We start from the raw sequence: 23308 nt of genomic DNA, 5'->3' as shown, positions 1-23308 counted from the left end.
TTGATGGAACCAGTTCTCTCCGTCCGCGATCTCATCGTCGAGATCCCGACCCGCCATGGCGTTCTGCGGCCCGTGGACGGCGTCAGCTATGACCTCGCCCCGGGCGAGATTCTCGGAGTCGTGGGCGAATCCGGCGCGGGCAAGTCGATGACCGGCAACGCCGTCATTGGCCTGCTGGACCGCCCCGCTCACATCGCCAGCGGAGAAATCCTGCTGAACGGACGGCGCATCGACAACCTGCCCCTGCGTGAGATGCGCAAGATTCGGGGGCGTGAAATCGGGATGGTCTTTCAGGACCCGCTGACCTCGCTTAACCCGCTGATCCCGATCGGAGAACAGCTCTCCGAGACCATCGAGACCCATCTGGGCGTTTCCAAGGCCGAAGCGCGCAAACGGGCGCTGGCCTCGTTGGAAGAGGTCGGCATCCCCGCTGCCGCCGAACGGCTCGACAGCTACCCGCACGAGTTCTCGGGCGGGATGCGGCAGCGGGTGGTGATTGCGCTGGCGCTCTGTGCCGAGCCGTCGCTGGTGATCGCGGATGAACCCACGACGGCGCTGGACGTGTCGGTGCAGGCGCAGATCATCGCGCTGCTCCAACGGCTCTGTCGGGATCACGGCACTTCGGTCATCCTCGTGACCCACGACATGGGCGTGATCGCCGAGGCCGCCGACCGGGTGGCGGTGATGTATGCGGGCCAACTGGTCGAGATCGGCCCGGTTCGCGATGTGCTGACCCACCCCAAACATCCTTATACCGACGGGCTGGTGGGCTCGATGCCCGCCAACAGCCACGGTCAGGCCCGGCTGCGGCAGATCCCTGGCGCGATGCCGCGGCTCAACGCCCTGCCCGAGGGCTGCCCGTTCAACCCGCGCTGCCCGGTGGCTGACGCCACTTGCCGCGCCGCGCCGCGCCCTGCCCTGACGGAGGGCGCCGCCTGCTGGCACCCGATCGGAGAACCCGCATGAGCATGGTCACGATCCGCAACCTGACCCGCACCTTCGACGTGTCGAAGCCCTGGCTGAACCGGATGCTGGAACGGTTGCCCAAGCAGACCCTGACCGCCGTGTCGGATGTCTCTTTCGAAATCAAAGAGAAAACGGTCTATGCGCTGGTGGGTGAATCCGGCTCCGGCAAATCCACCATCGGCAAGATCCTGGTGGGGCTGCTACCGCCCTCTGATGGCGCAGTCGAGGTCGAGGGGGTCGATCTGGCCCATGAGACCGACAAAGCGGTGCTGAGCGATCTACGCTCGAACATCCAGATGATCTTTCAGGACCCATACGCCTCGCTCAATCCGCGCTGGCGGGTGAAGGACATCATTGTCGAGCCGGTCCGGGCGCGTAGCGGAAAGGCCGAGGGACTGGCGGAGAAACTGCTGGAACAGGTGGGGCTGTCGGCGCTCGATGCCGACAAATTCCCGCACCAGTTCTCAGGTGGCCAGCGGCAGCGCATCTGCGTGGCGCGCGCACTGGCGTCCGAGCCGCGCCTGATCGTGTGCGACGAGCCGACCTCAGCACTGGATGTGTCGGTGCAGGCGCAGGTACTGAACCTGATGTCGGACCTGAAGGAGAATCTGGGGCTTACCTACCTGTTCATCAGCCATGACCTGACCGTGGTGCGGCACATGGCCGACCGGATCGGAGTGCTCTATCTGGGGCAACTGGTGGAAGAGGCCAGCCCGGATACATTGTTCGAAACACCGAAACACCCCTACACCCAGATGCTGCTGGCCGCCGCCCCCAAACTGGACCAGTTCGGGCGCGAGGAAGAGCCGCCGCAGGGGGAAATCCCCGACCCGATCAACCCGCCGCCCGGCTGCGTCTTTAACCCGCGCTGCCCGCTGGCGACCGACATGTGCCGCAGCGAACGTCCGGTCTTGCGGCAACTGGGCGAAACGCGGGTCGCTTGTCACATGGTTGAGGGGTGATCCCGCGCTGCCGCCAGCTTCTCGCCTGGCTCAGTCCTTTCGGCGGCCTCCAAATGTCATCCTGCCAAGTACGTCATGCCCGTCGATCCAGCGATGTTTGATCACCGCTGCGACATGCACGACCGTAAGTGCCAGCATGGCGTAGGCCAGCCATCGGTGAAGGCTTTCCATGGCATCTTCGAGGTTCAGCCCCCAAAGGGTCTTTACCGTGGGAAACACCTTTGGCAGGGACAAGCCGAACCATTTGGCGCCATGGCCGCCGAAATCGATCTCGGCCCATCCAACGAGGATGACGGCAGCGGGCAACAGGTAGAGCCCGAAATGCCCGACATGCGAGCCGATTTTCTCCCATTTCGGCATCAATGCCGGAAGCGGTGGCGGCGTGGAGATCATGCGGATAGCGATGCGCAACACCAGCAGCGCGAGCAATGTCACGCCGATGGAGATATGAAGCGCGAACAGGAACTCTTCGATCGGAGAGTCGTCCGGCACCAAAGAGGTCATCGCGTAACCGCAGGCCCACATGAAGATGAACCCGGCGGCCATGAGCCAGTGCAATACCCGTGCTGAGAAGGCGTAGCGTTCCATTTCCACATCCGTTTTTTGCAAGGTCGCAGGCCCGGTGCCACGGGACAAAAGCGGCTACCACCGCAGATGCGCGAAAAGGACCCGCCTTGCGCGGACGGTTGATGGGATTTCGTGAATGGTCGTTCCTCGACCGCTCACGGAGGAGCTGTTAAATTCCGCCTATGATGTCGATTGATGTGTCACTCACCGAAGCCGATTGGCGCGCCCTGTCATGGAAGGTGCTCGTGACAGCATTGGTCGGCGCTGGTTTCGTCCTGGTCCTCGAGCCGGACCACACGGCGGAATTGCCGGTTCTTGCGGCGTTTGGCCTGTGGTCGACACATATTCTCTTTATCGCGGCGTTGTTTCTGGCGGGGGTATGGATGCTCCAGCATTACGGGCTGCGGGCACCGGGCCCGGTTATCGTTTCCGCCCTTGCCCTGCCCTTTCTGTTTGCGCCGGTCTCTTTGCTGTTGGACTACGGATTTGGAAACCCCGACGAGGAGCTTGAGGCAGGCGCGAGCCTGATTGCGGTTTATGTTGGCGAGGTTTTGGCGGTCGCACCGGTTGCATTGACCGTCGCCGTCGTCATGGGCTTCATTCTTCGTCGGGATACGACCGATGAGCAGCGTGAAACCGTTAGCCGCGATAGCCCCTCGCTGAAGAGCATGATCAACACTGTCCCGCGTTCGCTGGGCAATGACATCATTCGCATGCACGCACAGGACCACTATGTCGAGGTCGTCACCAACAAAGGTAGCGCCTTGCTTTCGGAGCAGTTTGGCGCTTGCGTAGAAAAACTGGCGCAATTGGACGGAGTGCAGTGCCACAGATCGCACTGGATCCGCTTGGCGCACATCGACAATCTGATGCGCAGGGGAAGTTCCTATATCTGCACGATGAGCAACGGAGATGAGGTTCCCGTCAGCCGGAGAAGGTATCCTGACTTGAAGGAACGCCTGGGCCGGTAAAACACCGTAATCACAAGGGTGCAGACCTATATCCGGCCCGTAGGAAAAGCCCCGGAACAAGTCCGGGGCTTTCTCTTGTTGATAGTGCCGTTCAGCGCATCACGTAGACCGACGCCGGAGAGTGCCGCACGACACGTGCGGCGTTGGGGCCCAGCAGATAATCCTAGAGGTCGAGCGTATGTGCGCCGATCACGATCAACCCGCCGCCCGGCTGTGTTTTTAACCCACGTTGCCCGCTGGCGACCGATAAGTGCCGTAGCGAACGTCCGGTTTTGCGGCAAGTGGGCGAAACGCGGGTCGCCTGTCACATGGTGGATGGGTGACGCCGACCCGGTTCGGGCTGTCCGGGACAACCTAACTGATCCACGGTTCGCGCAACTGCGCTTGGACGATCAGTTCGCAATCGCTACGAGATATCTTTGACAAAGAAATGCATATGCGGGCGTAGCATTGGCTGGTCGTGATATGTGGTTGTCTCGATTGGATCATCGACCTCGGTGAAACCGAGCTTGGGATAGAGGCTGCGCATTTCGACGTTCGGCGTCAGCGTGTCCACGACCAGGCGTTTTAGTCCCATTTGCCGCGCGGCCTCGACCCGAGCCTCGACCAGTTTTCGGCCTGCTCCGGTGCCGCGCGCTTCTTCGGTCACAAATAACCGCTTCAACTCTCCTGTCTCTGCATCCAGGCACTTCAGCATACCGCACCCGACGATCTGCCCCGTCTCATCCCGGGCCAAAACCAAGCATCCTTTTGGGGGCAGATAATCCGTTGCATTCGCCCAGAACTCGGCAAGAGCGCTTTGCGGTGCGGCCGGGTCAATATCGAAGCCCATTCCCCGCATTCTCTGAACGATCAGATCGTAGTATTGGGTGAGTATTCCGTTCAGCTGACCTCGTGGCGGCAAGCTGTCACAGAACTCAATTTCGATGTTTTTCAAAGGCATGTCAGTCAAGGGTTGGTGAGTACGCGATGACAATTGAACTTAGTAGATCAGCATAGCTCCGAAAAACCACCATTGGGCAATAAAAAGCCCCGGATCATGTCCGGGGCTCAATCGATTTCAATAGATCGCTCAGCGCACCACGTAGACCGAGGCTGACGAGTGCCGCACCACACGTGCTGCGTTGGGACCCAGCAGATAGTCCTTAAGGTCGGGCGTGTGCGCACCGATCACGATCAGGTCGCTGCCGGCGCCTTCGGCGGTCTTCAGGATCTCCTGATAGGCCGTCCCGGTCGCCACCACATGCCGGATCGAGGCATTCCGATCTTCGCCCAACGCGGCAGCGCACAGATGCACAAGTTGGTCATGCGCCTCCGCCACCGCCTTTTCGTGGAAGTCAGGCTCGAAGAACCCCGAGACCCAGCGTTCCCCGAAATCGGGCAGCACCGTCACCACGTCCAACTGCGCCCCGTCCAGATCGGCCAGTCGCGCCGCCTGTTTCAGCACCGGAGCGTCATGATCGCCGTTGCTGATGTCAACGGCGCAGAGCACGGATTTGGTCATGCGGGTACTCCTTCTCTGGCGGCCCGGCCGCGTTGCAGAAAGGCGATCAGGCCAAGCAGGATCAGCGCCGGGATGAACACCAGCTCTTTGGGCGGCTGGCTGGACGGTGCCTGGATCGTGGCGATCCGCACCGCGTCATCGGCGTAGAAGTCGAAGCTATCCAGATTGGCCGAGACCGGCGAGCCAAAGATGGGTTCTTCCAGCTTGACCAACCCGTCCTCTTCAAGCAGCAGCAGACCAAAGGCATCGACACGCGCCTCGCCGCCCTCTTCCGGACCGACGGTCAGGATCAGGGTGGTGTCCTTCATGTTGCCGGTGTCGAAATCCGGGCCGCTTACGGTCAAGCGCAGCTCGGACCCCGGTTCAGCTTCACCGACAGCCTGCACGAAGCCGGCAGGTTCGATGATCTCATACGGCGGAGCGATCCGGTTCATGAAGAAATCCGGTCGGAACAGCGCGAACGCGATCAGGATCAGTGCCACGCTTTCATAGATCCGGTTGCGGGAGACGAAATAGCCCATCGTCCCGGCGGTGAAGACGAGGATCGCGATGGTGGCGGAGATCGCCACGATGATGCCCCCGATCCATCCGACATCGATCAGCAGAAGATCGGTGTTGAAGATGAAGACGAAGGGCAGCGCCACGGTTCGAAGAGAGTAGAAGAAGGCCGTGAACCCGGTCTTGATCGCATCGCCCCCGGACACGGCGGCAGCGGCGAAACTCGCCAGACCCACAGGTGGTGTCACATCCGCCATGATGCCAAAGTAGAACACGAAGAGGTGCACCGCGATCAGCGGCACGATCAGACCCGATTGCGCGCCCAGTTCCACCACGACCCCGGCCATCAGCGAGCTGACCACGATATAGTTGGCCGTGGTCGGTAGGCCCATGCCCAGGATAAGGCTGAGCAGGCCCACCATCACCAGCATCAGGATCAGGTTGCCGCCGGACAGGAATTCGACCAGATCGGCCATCACCTGCCCCACACCGGTCAGCGTCACCGTGCCCACGATCACGCCCGCGGTGGCCGTGGCCAGCGCGATACCGATCATGTTGCGGGCGCCGTCGATCAGGCCCTGCCACAGGTCGCGAACGCCTTCCATGAAGGTGTCAGCCATATTGCTCTGCCCACGGAACATCGCCTTGAGAGGTTTCTGCGTCAGCAGAATCACGAACAGCAGTGCGGTGGCCCAGAAGGCCGAGAGGCCGGGCGATTTCTGCTCGATCATCAGGAAATAGACCAGAACGATGATCGGCAGCAGATAATGCAGACCGGCCTTGTAGATCTCGGCCACGACCGGCAGTTCGACCTCTTTGGCGTTGGGATCGTCGGGAACCAGATCCTCGACCCCGGCAGCCAGTTTGAGCAGCAGGATGTAAGCCACCACAACCGCCGCCGAGAGCGCCAGTCCCGAGGCACCGGGCATCAGGTCCGTGATCCAGCGCACGGGATATTGCACGCCATAGCAGAGGCCCGCGAACCCGGCAAAGAACAGCGCCATGCCGCCAATGGTTCTGCCCATCGACACGACCCGGTTGCCCAGCGTCGGCATGTTCCGCTTCACCGCTTCGAGGTGCACGATATAGACCAGCGCGATGTAGGAAATCGCAGCGGGCAGGAACGCGTGGGTGATCACCTCGACATATGAGATGCCCACATATTCCACCATCAGGAAGGCGGCGGCCCCCATCACCGGCGGCATGATCTGACCGTTGACCGAGGATGCGACCTCGACCGAACCGGCCTGTTCGCTGGTAAAGCCCACGCGCTTCATCAGTGGGATGGTGAAGGTGCCGGTGGTCACAACGTTGGCGATCGACGAGCCCGAAATCAGGCCGGTGGCGGCCGAACCCACCACGGCGGCCTTGGCCGGCCCGCCGCGCAAGTGGCCCAGAGCACCAAACGCCATCTTGATGAAGTAGTTCCCCGCGCCCGCTTTATCGAGCAACGCGCCAAAGAGCACGAAGAGGAAGACGAATTTGGTGGACACGCCCAGGGCAATGCCGAACACGCCTTCGGAGGTGATCCACATATGGCTCATCGCCTTTTTCAGGCTGGCGCCCTTCCAGCGGATGACCTCGGGCACCCATTCCGAAGCGCCGAAGAAGACATAGGCCAGAAAGATCGTCGCGATGATGGCCATTGCCGGGCCAAGCGCGCGGCGGGCTGCTTCGAACAGCAGGATCAGTCCGACCAGGGCAACCCATTTGTCAGTGTCATCGGCCAGACCGCCCGCATTCACGATCTTCTGGTAGAAGATATAGCCGTAAAGCGCGATCACGGTGCCGACAATCCCCATGATCCAATCCTGGATCGGGATGTAATTTCGCGGGCTGGATTTCAGCGCCGGATAGGCCGAAAACGCCAGGAACATCGCAAAGGCCAGATGGATCTGGCGCGAGTTGTTCACCACCGACCCCGGCAGCAGCAGGTTCGAGACCGGCGAGGCCAGGATCACCTGAAACACGGACCAGATCACGGCCACGATGGCCAGAAACAGCCCGACATTGCCCGCCGGATCCCGCGCGCCCGCGTCCGACGATGCCACCAGTTCCTGTAGTTCTTCTTCGGATAGCGGACGATTGCCCTGAGAATCAGAGGTCATCAAAAAGTCTCCCCGTCCTGCCGCCCTCTTTTGTCCAGCGGCGTTTTTGACCCGGTATCGGGTGAGAACGAGGCGCCCGTAGGCGCCTCGTCAATTGCGCATCGGGTGGATTACTCGATCCAGCCCTTTTCCTTGTAGTATTTGGCCGCACCGGGGTGCAGCGGAGCGGACAGACCGTCCTTGACCATCTCTTCGGGCTTCAGGTTGGCAAAGGCCGGGTGCAGCTTTTTGAAGGCATCGAAATCTTCAAAGACCGAGCTGACGACCGCATAGACCGCGTCATCCGACACGTTCGCCGAGGTGACGAAGGTGGCGCCGACACCAAAGGTCTGCGTATCCCCGTCCGAGCCACGATACATGCCGCCGGGGATGGTGGCCGCGCGGTAGTACGAGTTGTCGTCGATCAGCCCCTGGATGGCATCGCCAGTCACGTTCACCAGAACCGAATCGCAGGCGGTGGTCGCCTCCTGGATCGAGCCCGAGGGGTGACCCACGGTGTAGATCATCGCGTCGATCTGGTTGTCGCAGAGCGCGGCCGACTGTTCAGCCGCCTTCAGTTCCGAGGCCAGAGCCAGATCGTCAGTGGTCCAACCCATCGCTTCAAGTACCACGTCCATCGTGCCGCGCTGGCCCGATCCCGGGTTGCCGATATTGACGCGCTTGCCTTTCAGGTCCTCGAAGCTCGAGATGCCTGCATCGGCACGGGCGACAACGGTGAAGGGCTCGGGGTGAACCGAGAAGACGGCGCGCAGGTCCTCGAAGGGCCCCGCCTCTTCGAATTTCGAGCTGCCGTTATAGGCGTGGTACTGCCAGTCCGACTGCGCCACGCCAAATTCCAGCTCGCCTTCGCGGATGGTGTTGATGTTGTAGACCGAACCGCCGGTCGACTCGACCGAGCAGCGCACACCATGTTCCTTGCGACCCTTGTTCACCAGACGGCAGATGGCGCCGCCGGTCGGGTAATAGACGCCGGTCACGCCGCCGGTCCCGATCGTGATGAACTCTTCGGCATAGGCTGCCGGAGCCATGAGCGCCGCCGTGACGATTGCGCCGAGGCTGAGTTTGCTGGTTTTTTTCATTTATGAACTCCCAGATTTATTATTCAGCGGACGAAAGATGAGCTTGGTCATCCCCGTGATTGGGGATCGTGGCCTTGTAGAATAACCGCGCCTCGTTTGCCGGACGCAAATGTTTGAAATTCCTGTCTCTCCCGCTGAGCCGAGCGTTTCATTCCGATCACGGACTTGTCAAGTCTCGCTCTGAGATGAGGGCGCGTGAAACGCATATTTGGCGAGCGCAGATGTTTTTTCCCCGTCTCTCCGCGATCCGGAGCCCATGCATTTTTGCCTCTGGACCTTCCCTGCCCCGGACGCTAATCCAATACCCGTGGCCCAAGTGGCGGAATGGTAGACGCAGGGGATTCAAAATCCCCCGCCTTCACGGGCGTGAGAGTTCGAGTCTCTCCTTGGGCACCACATCAATTTCAACATTGCGATTTCGCGCAGATGGATGCCGCATGCTTCGGCGACACAGGTTGACGCCCGGCTTTTGGCGTGGTTTGGCATCGGGACGATTTTCTTTTGCCGGATACTGCGTCTCATGTTGCAATCGCTTTACGACCGTACCATCCGCTTGGCGGAGCACCCGAATGCGATGTGGGCCTTGGCGGTGGTGGCGTTTCTGGAAAGCTCGGTTTTTCCGATCCCGCCCGATGTGCTGATGATTCCGATGATCCTCGCCCGGCCGTCCAAGGCCTGGCTCATCGCGCTGGTGGCGCTTGTTGCGTCGGTGCTGGGTGGGATGTTGGGCTATGCCATCGGTGCCTTTTTCTACGAAAGCATAGGCCAGCCGGTGCTCGCCGCCATGGGCAAGGGCGCCGCCATGGAAGAGTTCAACACCCGCTTCAATGATTTCGGCTTCTGGGCCGTGCTGACTGCGGGCGTGACGCCGTTTCCTTACAAGGTCATCACCATCATGTCCGGCTGGACCGGCATGCCGCTGGGCACGTTCGTTGCCACGTCGATCCTGGCTCGCGCGCTGCGGTTCTTTGTGGTGGCTGGGCTGCTTTGGGGCTTCGGCGAGTCCATCCGGGACTTCATTGAGAAGCGGTTGGGTCTTATGTTCACGCTGTTCATGATCCTCCTGATCGGAGGATTCGTTCTGGTACGGTATCTATGACACGACGCAATACACTGGTTCTTTTGGCGGCGGCCGGGTCGGCGGCAATGCTGCTGGGTGCCTTGGGATTCCAGCATCTGGGCGAACTGGCGCCTTGCAAGCTGTGTATTTGGCAACGCTACCCGCACGGCGTGGCGGTTCTGATTGGTCTGGCTGCCCTGATGATCTCCCTCCGTCTACTACCGGCCCTTGGTGCGCTGGCTGTGCTGAGTACAGCCGGCATCGGGATCTATCACACCGGGGTCGAGCGTGGATGGTGGGAAGGCCCCTCGACCTGCACATCGGGCGAGATCGGCGGGCTGACGCCGCAACAGCTCATGGACCAGATCATGGCCGCTCCACTGGTGCGCTGCGATGAGGTGCCGTGGGAGATGTTGGGTCTGTCGATGGCAAGCTGGAACGCTGTAGTTTCGCTGGCGCTTGTGTCTATCTGGCTGATGGCCATGCGCACACACGCGGCCTGAGTGCCGGTCAGATTTCGGCGTCGAGTTCCGCGTCCCAGTACAGAAAGTCCATCCAGCTTTCGTGCAGATGGTTGGGCGGGAACTTGCGCCCGATATTGCGCAACTCTTCCGCCTGAGGCTGGCGTGGCGGCTTGCGCAGAGACATGCCCGCCTGCCGCAGCGATTTGGAGCCCTTGCGCAGGTTGCAGGGGCTGCACGCGGCCACAACGTTCTGCCAGCTGGTCACCCCTCCGGCAGCGCGCGGCACGACGTGGTCAAAGGTCAGATCCCCTCTGCCACCACAGTATTGGCAGCAGAACTCATCCCGCAGAAATAAATTAAAGCGCGTGAAGGCCACGCGCTTTTGGGGTTTCACATAGTCCTTCAGCACTACGACCGACGGTATTCGTATCTCGATACTCGGGCTGCGGACCACCTCGTCGTATTCCGCGACGATATCTACCCTGTCCAGCCAGGCAGCCTTTATAGCCTCCTGCCAGGGCCAGAGGGACAGGGGATAGTAGGAGAGCGGACGGTAATCGGCGTTCAGGACCAACGCGGGATTTTGCCTCAACGCCCCCGGTTCCCTGACAAATTCGGTCCTGAAGTCTCCGTCCATTACAGATTCGCTCCTCGCTCTGAACTGCCCGTTGTGACACCAGAGCGGGGAGCACCCGCCCCGGCCTTACTACGACTATATATCGTGTTAAATCTCTGACAAGCCCCGAGTTTCCACAATATCTCGGCATCTGCATATCGCTGTCGGGTAACAGCGGCGTGACAGTTATCCACAGCTTGCCCTGCCGTCGCGAGGCCGTTAAGGGCATGGGCCATGTCCTGGTTTATCCGCTTCAACAAGCCCTTCGATGTGCTGTCACAATTCACCGATCGGGGGAGTGTGGATTCGCCGCGCCGCACCCTGTCGGACTTCATCGACCTGCCCGGAGTGTATCCCGCAGGCCGGCTGGATCGCGACAGCGAGGGTTTGATGCTGCTGACCGACGACGGGCGGTTGCAGGCAAGGATCGCCGACCCGAAACACAAGATGGCCAAGACCTATTGGGCGCAGGTCGAGGGCATTCCTGACGGCACCGCTTTGGCGGCGCTGCGAGATGGAGTCGAGTTGAAAGATGGTCTGACACGCCCGGCCAAGGCGAAGTTGATTGATGAACCGCCCGGTCTCTGGCCTCGAACCTCGCCAATTCGCGCGCGGAAATCGGTGCCTGATAGCTGGATCGAACTCACAATTCGCGAGGGCCGCAACCGGCAGGTGCGCCGGATGACCGCTGCCGTCGGCCACCCTACCCTGCGCCTGATCCGCCGCAGGATCGGCGACTGGACGCTGGACGGGTTAGACAGCGGCACGTGGGAGACTCTGCCTTTGCCACCACGATCAGACGCCCTCCGCAAACACCGCCCCGGACGCAAACCGCGCCGCTGACGCCATGTACGGCAGATGACAGCATGGGATGCGGACGCTACCCTTGCGTCATGACCGAATTGCCTGATGCGCCCCGCCCTACTGCTATCCTGGAGGCGGCGCTTTATGTCGACGATCTGGACGCTGCCGAGCGGTTCTACGGTGAATTGCTGGGGCTCGAACGCATCCAGCGGGTGGGCGAACGGCATGTTTTCTTTCGCGTGGGTGGTTCGGTGCTGCTGATCTTCAACGCCGACCAGACCGAGTTGCCGCCAACCAACCCGCGCTTGCCGGTGCCACCCCATGGCGCGCGCGGTCCGGGACATGTGGCGCTGGTCATGACGCGCGCCGAGATGGAGACTATGCGGGATCGCCTGGCCGCCGCCGGTGTGCAGGTCGATGCCGAGTTCGATTGGCCCAATGGCGCGCATTCGCTTTACGTGCGCGATCCAGCGGGAAATTCCGTGGAGTTTGCCGAAGGGTGGCTGTGGGAATGAAGCTTCGAAGCTTCATTCGCCCGGCTTTGACCGGGCATGAAAGCCGCTTCAAGCGGCTTGTAAGCGGTTTTCAAACCGCTTGGATCAAGGCGTTTCGAAACGCCTTGTCACGGGGCATCGACCTCGCGCCTCACCCCAAGGGCTGTTTCTCACCGCCCACCACCCGGTAGATTTCGCGAGAGATCACGCCAACCTCACCCAACGCTGCCCGAAAAGCCGCCATATGCGGTGTTGCAAAATGCGCATCGAGCGCGGCCTGATCCCGCCATTCTTCATAGACCCGGAACCGGCTGCCCTGCCCCAGCACCTGACTGAACTCATAGATCAGACAACCCGGCTCTTTCACTGTCTCGGCCACCATTGCCTGTGCAGCCGCGCGTGCCTTGTCCACGCCGTCGGCGGCAACTTCGACCACTCCCGTCACGATCAGCATTCCATCTCCCCTTTCAGATCATAGCGTTTCGAGATCCGGTCCACCGGCGTGCCGTCCCGAAGCGGCACGCCATGTGCAACCGAATGCTCCTGAAATCCCATTCGGGAATAGTAGCCCAGGCCCGGCACATTATCCGCCCGGATGGTGGCGTTGATGCTGGCGAATCCAATGCTCCGGGCGGTCTCTGCAGTCACCGCGAACAGCGCCCGCCCCACACCCTTCACCACCGGGTTGCGGCGGGCAAAGGTTGCGATATCGGCGCAATCGGAGGGCAATTCATCATACGTGCCCAGCCATTGAAACCCAGCCACCCGGCCCGCGCCGTCAAGCGCCACGTGGCAGCAGATCTTGTCCGGCCCGTTCAGATAGCTTTGCGCGAACAGCGACTCGGAGAACGGAATCTCAAAGGCGGTCGTCCCCCCGATTTCGATGATCTCGTTGAGGATGCGGCAGGCAGCGGCCACATCCTCGGGCATCATCGGGCGGACGGCGATCTGCATCAGAGGCTCAGCTTATCCCGCATGAAGGCCAGCGCCACGCTCAGCCCGTCCGGCGCGATGCCGTGCCCAGTGCCCTTCATCACATGGGCATAGACCTCCTTGAACCCAGCGCCTTGCAACGCTTCGGCCGCCTCGGGCAGCGATTGCGGCGGCACCACGTCGTCGACATCGCCATGCACTAGCAGCACAGGCATCCGGCTGACCACCTCGTCGGCCAGCAGTTCCGGTTCCAGCAGGCGGCCCGAGAAGGCCACGATGCCCGCCACCGGATCCTCGCGGCGCGGGGCCACATGCAGGCTCATCATCGTACCCTGGCTGAAACCGAACAGAACCACCTGTTCCGGCAGCACATCCTCATCCACCATCAGTGCGTCGAGGAAGGCGTTGAAGTCGTCAACCGCTGCCTCCATACCCCGCCGGGCCTCCTCTTCGGAGGATCCGTCGATCCACGGGATCGGGAACCATTGAAAGCCGAAGGGCATGCCTGGAATGGTCTCGGGCGCGTCGGGGGCCACAAACAGCGTGTCGGGCAGATGCTCGCCCAGCACATCCGCCAGCCCCAACAAGTCCTGCCCGTTGGCGCCATAGCCATGCACGAACACCACGACCGAGCGCGTGCTGCCCGAGACCGGCTCTTTGCGGAGCGCATTCAAAACCCGAGTCATCTGATCCCTTCCCTGTCCTTGGCCACGCGGTAATAGGCCCAGAGCACCCGGGCCGCAACCGAGCGCCAGGGCGACCATGCCTCGGCCATCTGCCGCAACTCCTTGTCGGTAGGGCGTTTGGGCAGTCCGTAAAGGATGCGCGCGGCTTCCTGTAGGGCCAGGTCGCCGGGCGCAATCACATCGGCACGGCCCAGCGAGAACATGGCGTAGACCTCGGCGGTCCAGACACCGATGCCTGGCACCTCGGTCAGGATCGCCACCACCTCAGCATCGGGCGCATCACGCAACGCCTTGTAATCTATCCGCGCCTCGGCCAGTGCTCGGGCATAGCGGATTTTCTGGCGGCTCAGACCCACCGCACGCAGATCGTCATCGGTGGCCCACATGATCTTGCGTGGACCGGTCAGTTTCGCCTCCCGCATCCGCCCCCAGATCGCATTGGCCGAGGCCACGCTGACCTGCTGGCTGACGATGGCGCTGAGCAATTGAGCAAAGCCGTCCGGCCTGCGCCGCAGCGGCAGCGGGCCGGTGCGGTTCATGGCAAAGGCCATGCGCGGGCAGGTCTGCGCCAGCCATGCCGCCCCTTCGGCCACGCAGGCGTCTGTTTCGATGATGCGGCCGACGGACATGTTCCCTCTCACCTGCGGCAAAGTCACGCCCCGCACGTTAGGGGTGCCTGCCGCATATGCAAGCCGCTTGTGCGCAAACGGATTCGCCGATACCCATACGCCCATGACCATGACCGCCACCGCACCGAATGACAGACAGGCCAAACGGAACGTCGCCGTTCTGGTGGCCGCGCAGGCGATTCTTGGCGCGCAGATGCCGATGATCTTCACCATCGGCGGGCTGGCCGGTCAGTCGCTGGCCACCAATGCGTGCCTGGCGACGCTGCCCATTTCGCTGATCGTTCTCGGCTCGATGCTGGCGGCGACCCCGATCTCGTCGATCATGCAGAAATGGGGCCGCCGCGCCGGGTTCTTGATCGGCGCCACCGCCGGTGCGACCGGGGGGGCGGTCGGGGCCTATGGGCTCTATCTCGGCTCGTTCCCGATCTTTCTTGCGGGCAGCCTTCTGACCGGCATCTATATGAGCGCGCACGGGTTTTATCGCTTTGCCGCAGCCGACACTGCTTCGGACGCGTACCGGCCCAAGGCGATTTCCTATGTCATGGCCGGCGGGCTTGCGGCGGCCATCATCGGGCCGCAACTGGTCAAGGCGACATCGCAGGCCTTTGTGGTGCCCTTCCTCGGTACCTATTTCGCGGTGATCGCGCTGAACGTGCTGGGCTCGGTCCTGTTCTTCTTCCTCGACATCCCCAAGCCGCCCCCGCCGGCCGCCGACAGCCCCCGCGGGCGCACCCGGCTGGAGCTACTGAAAACCCCACGCATCGCGGTGGCGGTGATCTGCGCCATGGTGTCTTATGCGCTGATGAACCTGGTGATGACCTCGACCCCGCTCGCCGTGGTCGGCTGCGGCTATACCGAGGGCAACGCGGCGGATGTGGTGTCCAGCCACGTGCTAGCCATGTTCGTGCCCAGCTTCTTCACCGGCCACCTGATCGCTCGTTTCGGCGTGGAAAAGATCGTCGCATCCGGTCTGATCATTCTGGCGGGTGCCGGTATGGCGGCGCTGCAGGGCGTCGATCTGGGCAATTTCTTCATTGCGCTGATCCTGCTGGGCGTGGGCTGGAATTTCGGCTTCATCGGTGCCACTGCCATGCTGGCGGACGCCCATGAACCGCATGAGCGGGGGCGGATGCAGGGCCTGAATGACCTGCTGGTCTTTGGCGGTGTCACCCTGGCCTCGCTGGCTTCGGGCGGGTTGATGAACTGCTCGGGTGGCTCCCCGGTCGAGGGGTGGACGGCGGTCAACCTCGCCATGGTGCCACTGCTGACGTTGGCGGGCGGCGCGCTGATCTGGCTCACGCTGCGGCCTGCCGAACCCAGCACACGCTAGGCCCCTACCAGCGCCCGGTCGCCGCGACCCACATCAGGGATGCCCGGCGTTTGAACTCGCTCTGCCCCAAAGTGCCAGAGGCAACGCGGTCAGGCGCGCGCATGGCCTGATGCAGGATCGGACCGGCCTGCCAACCAGCCAACAGCGCCGGACGTGCTTCCCGCGACACAGCACCACGATTGGCGCGCGCCCGGGCCAGCCGGTCCAGCGCGTCTTGCGCCAGCCGCCGCACCCCGTCCGGAGTGCCGTCGAGCAGCGGGATGCGCCCGCGCGCCTCAAGCTCGGGGATGGCGCGGAACCAGTTCGCCACGCCCGCCGCAAAGCCGAAATCGCGCACAACGCTTTCCTTGGCGTCTCCCAGAGCGCAGGCGGCCACCCAGGTCAGAGTGCCTGCACTCTGGTCAATGTAGTTGGCGAAGTGCTCGGCGTCTTCGAACGGGTCTTTGTAAATATCCCAACGCCTTACGGCCACATATTCATCCAACAAGCCTACCTGCTCCGAAGACAGAACCGCTGCCAAAGGCGTCACCACTTCATGCCGCCGCACCGGCTCACCTGAGGCGATCTCACTCAAGGCATCGCGCCACCATTGCAACCGCATCTCGGCGATCATCGGTTCCTGCGTGACCCAAGGCGCGCGCGCCACCTCGACATTCAGCGCGTAGAGCGGGAACAGCACCTTGCGTGCGGCCACCGGCGCTGCCATCGCCGCCAGAAACCTGTCGGGATCGCCCCGTTGCACCAGCGCCGCGCAAGCGTTCAGATCGTCGCTGAATTCCCCACTCACTGCGCCGCAGCCGTATGCGCTCCGCAATCTCGGGTCAGCTTCCACTGGATCGCGTCGAGCAGCGCCTCAAAGGACGCGTCAACTATGTTGGCGCTGACCCCCACGGTGGACCATCGCCGCCCCTGCCCGTCTTCGCTGTCGATGATCACCCGCGTCACCGCCTCGGTGCCGCCCTGGGTGATCCGCACCTTGAAGTCGACCAGATGCATGTCCCTCAGGATATCCGAATACTGCCCCAGATCCTTGGCCAGCGCTTTGGCCAGCGCGTTCACCGGGCCCCGGTCGCTGCCGCTGTCATCCAGCGATTCACTGACCGAGAGCTTCTTTTCCCCGTCCACCTTCACCACCACGACGGCTTCGGACAGGCTGACCATCTTGTTGTACTTGTTCTTGCGCCGTTCGACGGTGACCTTGTAGCGCTTGACCTCGAAGAACTCGGGTAGCTGCCCCAGCTCCTCCCGCGCCAGCAACTCAAAACTGGCCTGCGCGGTGTCGTAGGAATATCCCTCACCTTCACGCGCCTTGATCCGCTCCAGAATGCGCCCCAGCGCCGGGTCGCCCTTTTCAACCGTCAACCCGGCCTCGGCCAGCCGATTGCGCAGGTTCGATTGCCCCGCCTGGTTCGACATCGGGATGATGCGCGCATTGCCGATGGTGGCCGGGTCTACGTGTTCATAGGTGTTGGGGTCCTTGAGGATCGCGCTGGCATGCAACCCCGCCTTATGCGCAAAGGCCGAGGCGCCCACATAAGCCGCCTGTTTCGTTGGCACCCGGTTCAGGATGTCGTCCAGCATCCGGCTGATCCGGGTCAGCCCCGCTAGCGCTTCGTGCGTCACGCCAGTCTCGAACTTGCTGACATAAGGCTCCTTCAGCAGCAGCGTTGGGATCAGCGCGGTTAGGTTGGCATTGCCGCAGCGCTCGCCCAGCCCGTTGAGCGTGCCCTGAATCTGCCGCGCGCCCGCATCGACGGCGGCCAGCGAACAGGCCACCGCCTGCTCAGTGTCGTTGTGGCAGTGGATGCCCAGCCGCTCGCCGGGGATGCCCGCCGCGATCACCTCGGTCACGATCCGCCCGACCTCGGACGGCAAGGCGCCGCCATTGGTGTCGCACAGCACGATCCAGCGCGCACCGGCGTCGAGCGCCGCCTTGCAGACCTCGACCGCATAAGCCGGATTGTCCTTGTAGCCGTCAAAGAAATGCTCGGCATCATACAGCGCCTCACGCCCCCGGCCCGCGAGATGCGCCATCGAGGCGCGCACGTTCTCGACATTCTCCTCCAGCGGGATGCCGAGCGCGTGGGTCACATGGTAGTCATGCGCCTTACCCACCAGACAGACCGCCTGCGTGCCCGCATTCATCACAGCGGCCAGCACATCGTCATTTTCAGCCGACCGCCCCGAGCGCTTGGTCATGCCAAACGCGGTCAGCCGGGCCTTGGTCTTTGGCGCCGCGTCGAAAAACGCGCTGTCGGTCGGGTTCGCCCCGGGCCAGCCGCCTTCGATATAATCGACGCCCAACTCGTCCAAAGCCTGCGTGATCTGCGCCTTCTCGGCGGTCGAGAACTGCACCCCCTGCGTCTGCTGCCCGTCGCGCAGCGTGGTGTCGTAGAGGTAGAGGCGTTCCTTGGTCATGTCTCCTGCTCCCAACACTTACAGCGGCAGACATCATCACCACTCAGTCGTGCCGCTTGCGGCACGGCCAGCGCCCGACCGCCCCCATGGGCGGGCGCTACAGCGCCCACCCCCGATCGGGCGCTGGCCTGTGTTTCGCAAGGATCAGTCATTACACCGCCTCCAGCTTCGATGCATCGAACCCCGGACCGGGCAACAGTTCGACGCCCTCCTTGCTCATGCGCACTTCGACACCGGCATCAATCAGAGACGCCTTGAGGCGATCCAGTTCCACAAAGTCCTTGGTTTGTTTGGCCAGTTCCCGCACCGAAGCAAAATTGGCTTGCGCTTCGTCAAGTAGCTGCCGCTCGCTTTCCTTGATCAAATCAAGCATTTCGCTGCTAACGGTCCGAAGACCCATGATTTCCATTCCAGCGAGAAGCCCGGGTATATCGCCCTTGTCGGCCAGCTTTCTGAGCTCTGCTATCGCCTTCGGCGTGTTCAGATCATCAGCGAGTGCTTCCAGAATTTGCGGCGGAATGGCACCCGGCACATTGGCGCCTTTCATCCGGTGCCATTTTCCGAGTTCCTTTTGCGCATCGCCACGCTTCTTCTCTGTCCAATCCATCGGCTTGCGATAATGGGTTTGCAAAAAGACAAAGCGGATCACCTCGCCGGGCACGCCCTGCTCCAGCAAATCACGCACAGTAAAGAAATTGCCCAGCGACTTGGACATCTTCTTGCCCTCGACCTGCAGCATCTCGTTATGCATCCAGACGCGCGCGAACTCCCCACCCGGGTGAGCGCACCGGCTTTGCGCAATTTCGTTCTCGTGATGCGGGAACATCAGGTCGTTGCCGCCGCCATGAATGTCGAAACTCTCGCCCAGCAACTCGTGGCTCATGGCCGAGCACTCGATATGCCAGCCCGGACGTCCCCGGCCCCAAGGCGACTCCCAGCCCGGCAGATCATCGGTGGAGGGCTTCCACAGCACGAAATCCATCGGGTTCTTCTTGTAAGGCGCCACCTCGACCCGGGCACCGGCGATCATGTCGTCGACCGAGCGGCCTGAGAGCTTGCCGTATTCCTCTTTCCACGAGTCGACCGCGAACAGCACGTGACCCTCGGCGGCATAGGCATGGCCTTTGCCGACAAGATCCTCGATCATCGCGATCATCTGCGCGATATACTGGGTCGCGCGCGGCATCGCCTTTTCATGGCTTTCACCGAGGATTGATGGCTCAAGCGTGCCAAGCTCGCCCATATCCTTCAGATACCAGCCAATCGTCTCATCCGAGCGTGCCTGCACCAGTTCTTCTAGCGTTCCCTCCGCCCCGGCCTGTTTGCGGGCCAGCGCGGTGGCGTTGATCTTGTCGTCCACGTCGGTGAAGTTGCGCACGTAGGTGACATGATCCGCGCCATAGACCTCGCGCAGCAGGCGGTAGAGCATGTCAAACACCACCACGGGCCGCGCGTTGCCTATGTGAGCCCGGTCATAAACGGTCGGTCCGCAGACATACATCCGCACATTTGCTGGATCGAGGGGGACGAACTCCTCCTTCTTCCGGGTCTTGGTGTTGTGCAGCTTGATCGTCGTCATCGGGTCAGTTCCTTAAGCAACAGGCGCAAACGCGTTGGCGCGGGCTTAGCAACTTGTCTCGGGGATGAAAACGAAAGAAACCGGCCCGCGTGAAGTTCAGCAGGAAATGCAGCAGATAATGATGCAAATGGTCCGGTTCATACCCCTCGCATAGCACGGGAAGCCTCGCGCGCCAAGTCTTGAGTAAGCGACACACCTTCGGCAAAGTGAGGCCATGAGCCGCGAAACCGTCAATTCGTTCTGCAAAACCCTGCCCGGGGCCGAGGTCTCGGACCCGTGGGGCGGCGGCCATGATGCGTGGAAGGTGTGCGGCAAGATGTTCGCCTGTATCGGCACCGCAAATGACGGCGTCTCGGTCAAGACGCCTGATATCGAAACCGCGCAGATGCTGATCGATGCGGGCGTGGGCGAAAAGGCCCCGTATTTTCACCGCAGTTGGATTCGCCTGCCATGGGGAACGGATGAGGATGAGCTGCGCCACCGTCTGTTCATGTCTTATGACATCGTGCGCGGCGCGCTCACGAAAAAGCTGCAGGCAACGCTGCCGCCGCGCGATCCCGATTGACAAAACGGCAATGCTCTGCCCCTCTCCGCCTTGAAGAGAGAGGGAGGCAGAGAATGAAACTGTCGCATCGCATCACCCATCTGACCGGCGGTGGGTCGGACGGTTGGGACGTGTTCTATCGTGCGCGGCGGATGATTTCCGAGGGAGTCGCGGTGACCGAACTGACCATCGGCGAACATGACATCCGCACCGACCCTTCGATTCTGAGCGTCATGAACGATGCAGCCGTGGGTGGGCATACCGGTTACGCGATGGTACCTGGCACGGCGCTGCTGCGCGATACGGTTGCCGCCCGGGTTCAGGCGCGCACCGGCGTGCCGACGACGCGAGACAACGTGCTGATCACACCCGGCGGTCAGGCCGCCCTGTTCGCCACCCATAGCGCTGTCTGCGATGCGGGTGACACGGCGCTGTACCTTGATCCCTATTACGCCACCTATCCCGGCACGATCCGGGGTGTGGGTGCGGTGGCGAAAGCGGTGCAAACCCGGGCCGAGGATGCGTTCCAGCCCCGGGCCAAGGACATTGACGCCGCCGCCGAAGATGCGGTGTCGCTGCTGATCAACTCGCCCAACAACCCGACCGGCGTGGTTTATTCCCGCGAGACGCTTGAGGGGATCGCAGGGGTCTGCCGGGACCGTGATCTATGGCTGATCTCGGACGAGGTCTATGACACGCACGTGTGGGAGGGTGAGCATATCTCGCCCCGGTCGCTGCCCGACATGGCCGCGCGGACGCTGGTGGTGGGGTCGATGTCGAAATCGCATGCCATGACCGGGTCGCGTTGCGGCTGGATCGTCGGGCCGGAAGAGGTGATCGGCCACCTGATCAACCTCGCCACCCACACCACCTACGGAGTGCCGGGGTTCATTCAGGATGCCGCCAGCTATGCGCTGAGCGAGGGCAATCACCTTGAGGATGAGATTGCCGAGCCCTTCCGCCGCCGCCGGGCACTGGCCAAGGAGATCCTTGCGCGGCAGAACACGGTCGGTCTGATCCCGGCGCAGGGCGCGATGTATCTGATGCTTGACACTCGGGCGACGGGCATGAGCGGCGAGGCTTTCGCCAATGCCCTGCTGGACACGCATCGCATTGCCGTCCTGCCCGGCGAGAGTTTCGGGCAGGCAGCGTCGGGCCATGTAAGGGTGGCGATGACGGTCGCGGATGAGGCCTTTGCCAAATCGCTGGAAACTCTGTGCGATTTCGCCGCACAACTGGTTTCCGACAAATCAATGCGTTTCAGCGAGACCGGGTAATTCCGTCGCGCGAAACCCGAAAAACGGCGCGGCTCAACCGAGCCGCGCCGCCGTTGTCAGCTATCAGAAGCGGAAGGTGGCCCGCACCGATGCCGATGTGGCGTCCGCGCCAATGCCCGAACCGCCGATATCGTCGAACTGGTGTTCCAGCACCTCAGCGCCGAGTACCCATTGAGGGGTCATTTGATAGGCGAGGCCCACCCCGTAGAACTCACCGGTTTCGTCGCCCAATGAGGTATCCACCTGGGCAACACCGCCCGTGGCATAGGCCAGCACACGGCCAAAGTCATAGCCGGCCTTGACCTTGCCGCGCAGGACCGAGTCCACCGTGGCCGCGCCACCCAGATCGATGTCGGTCCAGTCATAATCGACTTCACCACCCAGAACGAAGCGGCCAAAATCGTAGTTGTAACCGGCATGCAGGCCATAAGAGACATCGTCGCCCCCCGCGCCTGCCGACGGGTCAACATCCAGTTGCCCGATCTGGCCACCCAGATACGCGCCGGTCCAGTCGCCGCCCTGATAGGGCGCCGGTGGCGGCGGAGCGGCCGGGACCGGCTCGATCACCGGTTCGGTGATGTTGTCAGCCAAGACGGGACTGCTCAGTGCCGCGACCAGGGCGGCCATTGATACGATACGGGTCATTGTGACTTCTCCTGTCAATCGGGACGCCTTTGCGCGCCCGCAGCCCCTACCAAGGAACGCCGACGCCCGGTTTCCAGAGGTCGCGCGGGCGGCGTCCGGGCAGGCGGCGGGGACTGGCCGAAATCGCTGCACCGCGGCATCAAACCGCCCAAAAAATCGGTCGCATTTGGAATAGACAGGCGGGTTTTTGCGCCTCAGGATGACCCGAAACGGAGGCACGCGATGCAGGTCCAACAGTGCAAAATCAACCTTGTGTGCCGCACCATCGGTGCGGACCGGGGTCGTGCTGCGCGGGGCCGTCCCGGGTCAATCTGACGCAACCCCACTCTTTCTCAGATCAAACTCCGGAATTCTCATATGAACGATCAATCCCGTAGCTCATCTCGTAGCGGCGGCCGCGCCGCGCGTCGGGCTGCCCGCGCCACTGCCCTGCCCGACCATCTGCGCCCGGTGCGGCCGGGTATGGAAGGTGGCACGTACAAGCCGCTCAGCCAGAGCGATATGGAGCGTATCCATACCGCAGCCCTCGACGCCTTGGAGCAGATCGGCCTGGCCGACGCGCCGCAAAGTGGCGTCGACTATCTTGTCGGCGCCGGGTGTGTTCTGGGCGACGATGGCCGCATCCGGTTCCCCCGCGCGCTGGTCGAGGACACGCTGGCCAAGGCGAACCGGTCGGTCACGCTCTACAGCCGCGACGGCAAAACCGATCTGGAGCTGAGCGGCAGCCGGGTGCATTACGGCACTGCGGGGGCCGCCGTGCACATGGTGGATGTCGAAGGGCGCGAATACCGCGATTCAACCGTGCAGGACCTGCATGATGCCGCCCGGATCTGCGACCGGCTGGACAATATCCACTTTGTCCAGCGCCCCATGGTCTGCCGCGACATTCCCGACAACCGCGAGATGGACCTGAACACCATCTATGCCTGCTGCTCGGGCACCACCAAGCACATCGGCACCTCGTTCACCGAGCCCGACTTTGTGGCCCCGGCGGTCGAGATGCTGCACATGATCGCCGGAGGCGAGGACAAGTGGCGCGAGCGGCCATTCGTGTCGAACTCGAACTGCTTCGTGGTGCCGCCGATGAAATTCGCAACCGAAAGCTGCGAAGTCATGGAGGAATGCATCAAGGCCGGTATGCCGGTGTTGCTGCTCTCGGCCGGTATGGCGGGGG

The 23308-nt window shown here is 62.4% G+C and carries 26 protein-coding genes, 1 tRNA gene and 1 pseudogene; 13 read left to right on the top strand and 15 right to left on the bottom strand.

Annotated features, from left to right (window positions below; translation table 11 throughout):
- Nucleotides 1–966: an ABC transporter ATP-binding protein gene (locus AB3N21_RS10010; protein ID WP_367935105.1), complete on the top strand. Its 966-nt coding sequence runs from the start codon at nucleotides 1–3 to the stop codon at nucleotides 964–966.
- On the top strand, nucleotides 963–1928 hold the full coding sequence (locus AB3N21_RS10005) for an ABC transporter ATP-binding protein (protein WP_367935104.1): 966 nt from the start codon (nucleotides 963–965) through the stop codon (nucleotides 1926–1928). The genes AB3N21_RS10010 and AB3N21_RS10005 overlap by 4 nt, the downstream gene beginning before the upstream one ends.
- A gap of 30 nt (nucleotides 1929–1958) precedes the next feature.
- On the opposite strand, the gene AB3N21_RS10000 is transcribed toward AB3N21_RS10005, so the two are convergent.
- Nucleotides 1959–2516 carry a cytochrome b gene (locus AB3N21_RS10000; RefSeq protein ID WP_367935103.1) on the bottom strand — a complete coding sequence of 186 codons (558 nt, stop codon included), beginning with the start codon at nucleotides 2514–2516 and terminating at the stop codon, nucleotides 1959–1961.
- A 161-nt stretch (nucleotides 2517–2677) separates the two neighbouring features.
- Here AB3N21_RS10000 and AB3N21_RS09995 point away from each other — a divergent pair, with 161 nt between their 5' ends.
- Nucleotides 2678–3466 (top strand): LytTR family DNA-binding domain-containing protein, encoded by a 789-nt coding sequence (locus AB3N21_RS09995; protein ID WP_367935102.1) that lies wholly within the window; start codon nucleotides 2678–2680, stop codon nucleotides 3464–3466.
- 91 nt (nucleotides 3467–3557) lie between these two features.
- Here AB3N21_RS09995 and AB3N21_RS09990 read toward each other — a convergent pair.
- A pseudogene (locus AB3N21_RS09990) lies at nucleotides 3558–3665 on the bottom strand (universal stress protein); the annotation flags it as partial.
- Between AB3N21_RS09990 and AB3N21_RS09985 the strand changes: the two are divergent.
- Nucleotides 3655–3789 carry an oligopeptide/dipeptide ABC transporter ATP-binding protein gene (locus tag AB3N21_RS09985; RefSeq protein ID WP_367935187.1) on the top strand — a complete coding sequence of 45 codons (135 nt, stop codon included), beginning with the start codon at nucleotides 3655–3657 and terminating at the stop codon, nucleotides 3787–3789. The pseudogene AB3N21_RS09990 and the gene AB3N21_RS09985 sit on opposite strands and share 11 nt — an antisense overlap.
- An 83-nt stretch (nucleotides 3790–3872) precedes the next feature.
- On the opposite strand, the gene AB3N21_RS09980 is transcribed toward AB3N21_RS09985, so the two are convergent.
- The 4 genes from AB3N21_RS09980 to AB3N21_RS09965 all read right to left on the bottom strand — a co-directional run bounded on the left by AB3N21_RS09980 (nucleotide 3873) and on the right by AB3N21_RS09965 (nucleotide 8655).
- Complete coding sequence (locus tag AB3N21_RS09980; protein WP_367935101.1) at nucleotides 3873–4403, bottom strand: GNAT family N-acetyltransferase; 531 nt, start codon at nucleotides 4401–4403, stop codon at nucleotides 3873–3875.
- Between the two features lie 135 nt (nucleotides 4404–4538).
- The gene (locus AB3N21_RS09975; RefSeq protein WP_367935100.1) at nucleotides 4539–4970 is read right to left on the bottom strand and encodes a universal stress protein; all 432 of its coding nucleotides are present in this window, start codon (nucleotides 4968–4970) and stop codon (nucleotides 4539–4541) included.
- On the bottom strand, nucleotides 4967–7576 hold the full coding sequence (locus tag AB3N21_RS09970) for a TRAP transporter permease (protein ID WP_367935099.1): 2610 nt from the start codon (nucleotides 7574–7576) through the stop codon (nucleotides 4967–4969). Before AB3N21_RS09970 ends, AB3N21_RS09975 begins: the two co-directional genes overlap by 4 nt.
- A gap of 110 nt (nucleotides 7577–7686) precedes the next feature.
- Nucleotides 7687–8655 (bottom strand): TAXI family TRAP transporter solute-binding subunit, encoded by a 969-nt coding sequence (locus tag AB3N21_RS09965; RefSeq protein WP_367935098.1) that lies wholly within the window; start codon nucleotides 8653–8655, stop codon nucleotides 7687–7689.
- A gap of 310 nt (nucleotides 8656–8965) precedes the next feature.
- Here AB3N21_RS09965 and AB3N21_RS09960 point away from each other — a divergent pair.
- The 3 genes from AB3N21_RS09960 to AB3N21_RS09950 all read left to right on the top strand — a co-directional run bounded on the left by AB3N21_RS09960 (nucleotide 8966) and on the right by AB3N21_RS09950 (nucleotide 10218).
- Nucleotides 8966–9051 (top strand) — tRNA-Leu (locus AB3N21_RS09960).
- 124 nt (nucleotides 9052–9175) lie between these two features.
- Nucleotides 9176–9754, top strand: coding sequence for a YqaA family protein (locus tag AB3N21_RS09955; RefSeq protein WP_367935097.1), 579 nt, complete (start codon nucleotides 9176–9178; stop codon nucleotides 9752–9754).
- Nucleotides 9751–10218, top strand: coding sequence for a disulfide bond formation protein B (locus AB3N21_RS09950; RefSeq protein ID WP_367935096.1), 468 nt, complete (start codon nucleotides 9751–9753; stop codon nucleotides 10216–10218). The genes AB3N21_RS09955 and AB3N21_RS09950 overlap by 4 nt, the downstream gene beginning before the upstream one ends.
- Before the next feature lie 7 nt (nucleotides 10219–10225).
- Here the strand turns inward: AB3N21_RS09950 and AB3N21_RS09945 are convergent, their stop codons facing one another.
- Nucleotides 10226–10816 (bottom strand): HNH endonuclease, encoded by a 591-nt coding sequence (locus AB3N21_RS09945; protein ID WP_367935095.1) that lies wholly within the window; start codon nucleotides 10814–10816, stop codon nucleotides 10226–10228.
- A gap of 213 nt (nucleotides 10817–11029) precedes the next feature.
- Between AB3N21_RS09945 and AB3N21_RS09940 the strand changes: the two genes are divergently transcribed.
- The gene (locus AB3N21_RS09940) at nucleotides 11030–11638 is read left to right on the top strand and encodes a pseudouridine synthase (RefSeq protein WP_367935094.1); all 609 of its coding nucleotides are present in this window, start codon (nucleotides 11030–11032) and stop codon (nucleotides 11636–11638) included.
- A 50-nt stretch (nucleotides 11639–11688) separates the two neighbouring features.
- On the top strand, nucleotides 11689–12114 hold the full coding sequence (locus AB3N21_RS09935; RefSeq protein WP_367935093.1) for a VOC family protein: 426 nt from the start codon (nucleotides 11689–11691) through the stop codon (nucleotides 12112–12114).
- 130 nt (nucleotides 12115–12244) lie between these two features.
- Here the strand turns inward: AB3N21_RS09935 and AB3N21_RS09930 are convergent, their stop codons facing one another.
- From AB3N21_RS09930 to AB3N21_RS09915, 4 genes are read right to left on the bottom strand one after another with little or no spacing between them, the layout of a single operon-like run.
- Entirely contained in the window at nucleotides 12245–12547 is a 303-nt protein-coding gene (locus AB3N21_RS09930) for a putative quinol monooxygenase (RefSeq protein ID WP_367935092.1), read from the bottom strand.
- Entirely contained in the window at nucleotides 12541–13047 is a 507-nt protein-coding gene (locus tag AB3N21_RS09925; RefSeq protein WP_367935091.1) for an N-acetyltransferase family protein, read from the bottom strand. Before AB3N21_RS09925 ends, AB3N21_RS09930 begins: the two co-directional genes overlap by 7 nt.
- Nucleotides 13047–13712 (bottom strand): alpha/beta hydrolase, encoded by a 666-nt coding sequence (locus AB3N21_RS09920; RefSeq protein WP_367935090.1) that lies wholly within the window; start codon nucleotides 13710–13712, stop codon nucleotides 13047–13049. Before AB3N21_RS09920 ends, AB3N21_RS09925 begins: the two co-directional genes overlap by 1 nt.
- A complete protein-coding gene (locus AB3N21_RS09915; RefSeq protein ID WP_367935089.1) occupies nucleotides 13709–14341 on the bottom strand; it encodes a DNA-3-methyladenine glycosylase in 633 nt (210 codons plus the stop codon). The genes AB3N21_RS09920 and AB3N21_RS09915 overlap by 4 nt, the downstream gene beginning before the upstream one ends.
- A gap of 103 nt (nucleotides 14342–14444) precedes the next feature.
- On the opposite strand from AB3N21_RS09915, the gene AB3N21_RS09910 reads away from it, so the two are divergent.
- The gene (locus tag AB3N21_RS09910; RefSeq protein ID WP_367935088.1) at nucleotides 14445–15671 is read left to right on the top strand and encodes an MFS transporter; all 1227 of its coding nucleotides are present in this window, start codon (nucleotides 14445–14447) and stop codon (nucleotides 15669–15671) included.
- 4 nt (nucleotides 15672–15675) lie between these two features.
- Here the strand turns inward: AB3N21_RS09910 and AB3N21_RS09905 are convergent, their stop codons facing one another.
- From AB3N21_RS09905 to cysS, 3 genes are all read right to left on the bottom strand, one after another.
- Nucleotides 15676–16458, bottom strand: a complete 783-nt coding sequence (locus tag AB3N21_RS09905) for a squalene/phytoene synthase family protein (protein WP_367935087.1) — start codon at nucleotides 16456–16458, stop codon at nucleotides 15676–15678.
- Nucleotides 16455–18089, bottom strand: coding sequence for a citramalate synthase (cimA, locus tag AB3N21_RS09900; RefSeq protein ID WP_367935086.1), 1635 nt, complete (start codon nucleotides 18087–18089; stop codon nucleotides 16455–16457). The genes AB3N21_RS09905 and cimA overlap by 4 nt, the downstream gene beginning before the upstream one ends.
- Nucleotides 18090–18240: 151 nt before the next feature.
- The gene (gene cysS / locus AB3N21_RS09895; RefSeq protein ID WP_367935085.1) at nucleotides 18241–19668 is read right to left on the bottom strand and encodes a cysteine--tRNA ligase; all 1428 of its coding nucleotides are present in this window, start codon (nucleotides 19666–19668) and stop codon (nucleotides 18241–18243) included.
- A gap of 214 nt (nucleotides 19669–19882) precedes the next feature.
- On the opposite strand from cysS, the gene AB3N21_RS09890 reads away from it, so the two are divergent.
- Together AB3N21_RS09890 and AB3N21_RS09885 are read left to right on the top strand one after the other, a co-directional pair.
- Complete coding sequence (locus AB3N21_RS09890; protein WP_367935084.1) at nucleotides 19883–20233, top strand: MmcQ/YjbR family DNA-binding protein; 351 nt, start codon at nucleotides 19883–19885, stop codon at nucleotides 20231–20233.
- A gap of 53 nt (nucleotides 20234–20286) precedes the next feature.
- Nucleotides 20287–21489, top strand: a complete 1203-nt coding sequence (locus AB3N21_RS09885) for a pyridoxal phosphate-dependent aminotransferase (protein WP_367935083.1) — start codon at nucleotides 20287–20289, stop codon at nucleotides 21487–21489.
- A gap of 63 nt (nucleotides 21490–21552) precedes the next feature.
- Here the strand turns inward: AB3N21_RS09885 and AB3N21_RS09880 are convergent, their stop codons facing one another.
- On the bottom strand, nucleotides 21553–22134 hold the full coding sequence (locus AB3N21_RS09880; protein WP_367935082.1) for an outer membrane protein: 582 nt from the start codon (nucleotides 22132–22134) through the stop codon (nucleotides 21553–21555).
- A gap of 357 nt (nucleotides 22135–22491) precedes the next feature.
- On the opposite strand from AB3N21_RS09880, the gene AB3N21_RS09875 reads away from it, so the two are divergent.
- A partial coding sequence (locus tag AB3N21_RS09875; protein WP_367935081.1) for a trimethylamine methyltransferase family protein occupies nucleotides 22492–23308 on the top strand: 817 nt, incomplete at its 3' end.

Source organism: Ruegeria sp. (genome assembly GCF_040830605.1).
In the GTDB taxonomy this organism is placed as follows: domain Bacteria; phylum Pseudomonadota; class Alphaproteobacteria; order Rhodobacterales; family Rhodobacteraceae; genus Ruegeria.
This window is presented reverse-complemented; position numbering and strand designations above follow the sequence as displayed.